3 protein-coding genes are annotated in these 3,217 nt (G+C 47.7%); all 3 read left to right on the forward strand.

Annotated features, from left to right (window positions below; translation table 11 throughout):
- Positions 1-127: 127 nt before the first annotated feature.
- Complete coding sequence (locus tag A3750_RS10540; RefSeq protein ID WP_068466202.1) at positions 128-1,522, forward strand: CmpA/NrtA family ABC transporter substrate-binding protein; 1,395 nt, start codon at positions 128-130, stop codon at positions 1,520-1,522.
- Positions 1,523-1,618: 96 nt separating this feature from the next.
- Positions 1,619-2,563: an ABC transporter permease gene (locus A3750_RS10545; RefSeq protein ID WP_068456414.1), complete on the forward strand. Its 945-nt coding sequence runs from the start codon at positions 1,619-1,621 to the stop codon at positions 2,561-2,563.
- A 12-nt stretch (positions 2,564-2,575) separates the two neighbouring features.
- Positions 2,576-3,217 (forward strand): ABC transporter ATP-binding protein (locus A3750_RS10550; RefSeq protein WP_068548250.1); only part of this gene is annotated, 642 nt, incomplete at its 3' end.

Raw genomic sequence — 3,217 nt, forward strand, 5'->3', positions numbered from 1 at the left:
GGACAAGAAGCGGTTGAAGGCATAGTGGCCTTCAATGCGCCAGGCAACGTTGCCCGCTTAGTCTCCTCTCCGAGAGGCTTTGCGGGTTTTTTTTTGAAAAAATATTGATATCACGCTGGAGTAGAGCATGAAAAAACACGGACTTTTGAAGTCAATAAAGACCAAGTTTACTGCTATTACGGTGACGCTGGCCGCAACGGGTGCATTACTTGGAACATCTGTGCAGGCTCAGGAATTGGGTTGGCCAGAAAAAGAAGAGCTTAAGTTTGGCTTTATCAAGCTGACAGACATGGCGCCTTTAGCAATTGCTTACGAAAAAGGTTACTTCGAAGATGAGGGCTTGTATGTCACCTTGGAAGCTCAGGCTAACTGGAAAGTGCTTCTAGACCGCGTTATAGACGGTCAATTGGATGGAGCGCATATGCTGGCAGGTCAGCCTCTTGGCGCGACAATCGGATTTGGTACGCAGGCGCACATCATTACAGCGTTCAGTATGGATCTAAACGGTAACGGTATTACCGTTTCCAACGATATTTGGGCGCAGATGAAGCCAAATATCCCTCATGAGGACGGTAAGCCGGTGCACCCAATTAAGGCGGATGCATTAAAACCGGTTGTTGAAAAGTATAAAAGTGAAGGTAAGCCTTTCAATATGGGGATGGTATTCCCTGTTTCTACGCACAACTATGAACTTCGCTACTGGCTCGCTGCTGGCGGAATTCATCCTGGTTACTATGCGCCTCATAAGGGCGATACCAGCGGCCAGATAAATGCAGATGCTCTACTTTCTGTTACGCCTCCACCGCAGATGCCTGCGACCATGGAAGCCGGCACCATTTATGGTTACTGCGTGGGTGAACCATGGAATCAGCAAGCGGTCTTTAAAGGCATTGGTGTTCCAGTCATTACGGATTACGAGATCTGGAAGAACAATCCAGAGAAAGTCTTTGGCGTGAGCAATGAGTGGGCCGAGAAATATCCAAATACGCATGCGCGAGTTGTGAAAGCAATGATCCGAGCAGCAATGTGGTTAGACGAAAATAATAACGCTAACCGTCCAGAAGCGGTGAAAATTCTAGCGAAACCATCGTACGTGGGCGCTGATGAAGAAGTGATCGCAAACAGCATGACGGGTACGTTTGAGTACGAGAAAGGCGACAAGCGTGAAGTACCAGATTTCAATGTGTTCTTCCGTTACAACGCTACCTATCCATATTACAGCGATGCTATTTGGTATCTCACGCAGATGCGTCGTTGGGGCCAGATTTCTGAGCACAAGTCGGATGACTGGTATATGGAAACCGCAAAGAAGGTTTATCGACCTGACATTTATGCTGTCGCGGCTAAGGCACTGATCGCTGAAGGTAAGGCCAAGGCGTCTGACTTCCCTGAGTTTGCGTCTGAAACCGGCTTTAAACCGCCGCAGTCAGAGTTTATTGATGGCCAGACTTACGATGGCACGAAGCCCAATGCATATCTGGAGAACTTCCCGATCGGGTTGAAATCGAAAGACCAAATTTAGAAAAGAGTATCGGTCACTAGTAACTTAGTGCTAGTGACCGGTCTGGAGATGAGTACTATGTTTAAACAGGCTGTAATGCCCTCAAATGGCATCAAAATGCTGACTGCAGATAAACTGAAACAATGGTCTACCGCGCTTGCATTGCCCTTGCTTGGTTTGACGCTGTTTTTAGCGCTTTGGAACGTGGTCGCGCAAAACATTGATACCTCCCTTGGAAAATTTCCTGGGCCGGTACAAGTGTTGGAGCAATCAAAAAACCTGATTAATGAGCATTACGCAGAAGTTGCGAAAGCAGAAGCATTTTACGAGCGACAAGAGAAGCGTAATGCAGCGCGTTTAGCGCAAGATCCGAGCTATGAGCCGAAAATTCGCCCTTTCACCGGAGCTCCTACGTTCTTCCAACAGATTTTAACCAGCCTTGTCACGGTCGCAACAGGCTTTATTTTTGCCTCATTGATTGCCGTGCCTTTAGGAATTTTATGTGGTTTAAGCAAGTCAGCGTATTCAGCGATTAATCCGCTTATTCAGTTGTTTAAGCCGGTTTCTCCGCTGGCATGGCTGCCTCTAGTGACGATGATCGTCAGTGCTGTTTATGTGACGGATGATCCTTTCTTTTCCAAGTCTTTTATCACTTCGGCGGTCACAGTCTCGTTGTGTTGCCTGTGGCCGACGCTAATCAATACCGCCGTTGGTGTCTCTAGTATCGACCGTGACCTCGTCAACGTGAGCAAAGTACTGCGCCTTAGTCCAATGAAACACATAACGAAAATCGTTATGCCTTCTGCGATCCCAGCTATTTTTACCGGTTTACGTTTGTCACTCGGGATAGGTTGGATGGTATTGATCGCAGCCGAGATGCTTGCTCAGAACCCGGGTCTTGGTAAATTTGTTTGGGATGAATTCCAAAATGGAAGCTCGGCCTCGTTGGCGCGCATTATGGTTGCGGTTCTATCGATCGGCCTCATTGGGTTTTTACTTGATCGCATGATGCTTGCAGTGCAAAAACATGTGAGCTGGGACAAAACCGCTGACTTGCGATAACAGGAGAATACGATGTCTAAATCACACTTAGAGCTGACGCAAGTTGGTATTGATTTCCCTACTCCAAAAGGGCCTTTTACGGCCTTGCAGGATGTAAACTTAAACGTCAAAGAAGGCGAGTTTATCTCACTTATTGGGCATTCTGGATGCGGTAAGTCGACGGTCTTGAACATTGTGGCCGGGCTTCATCAGGCGACAAACGGTGGTGTCATTCTTGATGGTAAGGAAGTGACAGAGCCGGGCCCAGATAGAGCCGTGGTTTTCCAAAACCACTCTTTGCTTCCATGGTTGAGCGTCTACAAGAATGTCGAGTTGGCGGTAAAGCAAACGAGTAAAGACCGCTCGAAGGCCGAAATCAAAGATTGGGTGTCGCACAACCTTGAATTGGTGCACATGACACACGCACTCGATAAGCTGCCTTCTGAAATCTCTGGGGGAATGAAGCAGCGCGTCGGTATTGCAAGAGCTTTGTCGATGGAGCCTAAGGTTTTGTTGATGGATGAACCTTTTGGCGCGTTGGACGCGTTAACTCGCGCGCACCTTCAAGATTCGGTTATGGAAATCCATGCTGAGCTAGGGAACACCGTCATCATGATTACGCACGATGTCGATGAGGCTGTTTTACTGTCAGACCGCATTGTAATGATGACGAAT

The sequence above is a fragment of the Oleiphilus sp. HI0079 genome (assembly GCF_001635105.1).

Excerpts from the sequence above, each read along its gene's own strand:
- A3750_RS10540 (WP_068466202.1), top strand. The coding sequence starts at position 128 with ATGAAAAAACACGGACTTTTGAAGTCAATAAAGACCAAGTTTACTGCT.
- A3750_RS10545 (WP_068456414.1), top strand. The coding sequence starts at position 1,619 with ATGCTGACTGCAGATAAACTGAAACAATGGTCTACCGCGCTTGCATTG.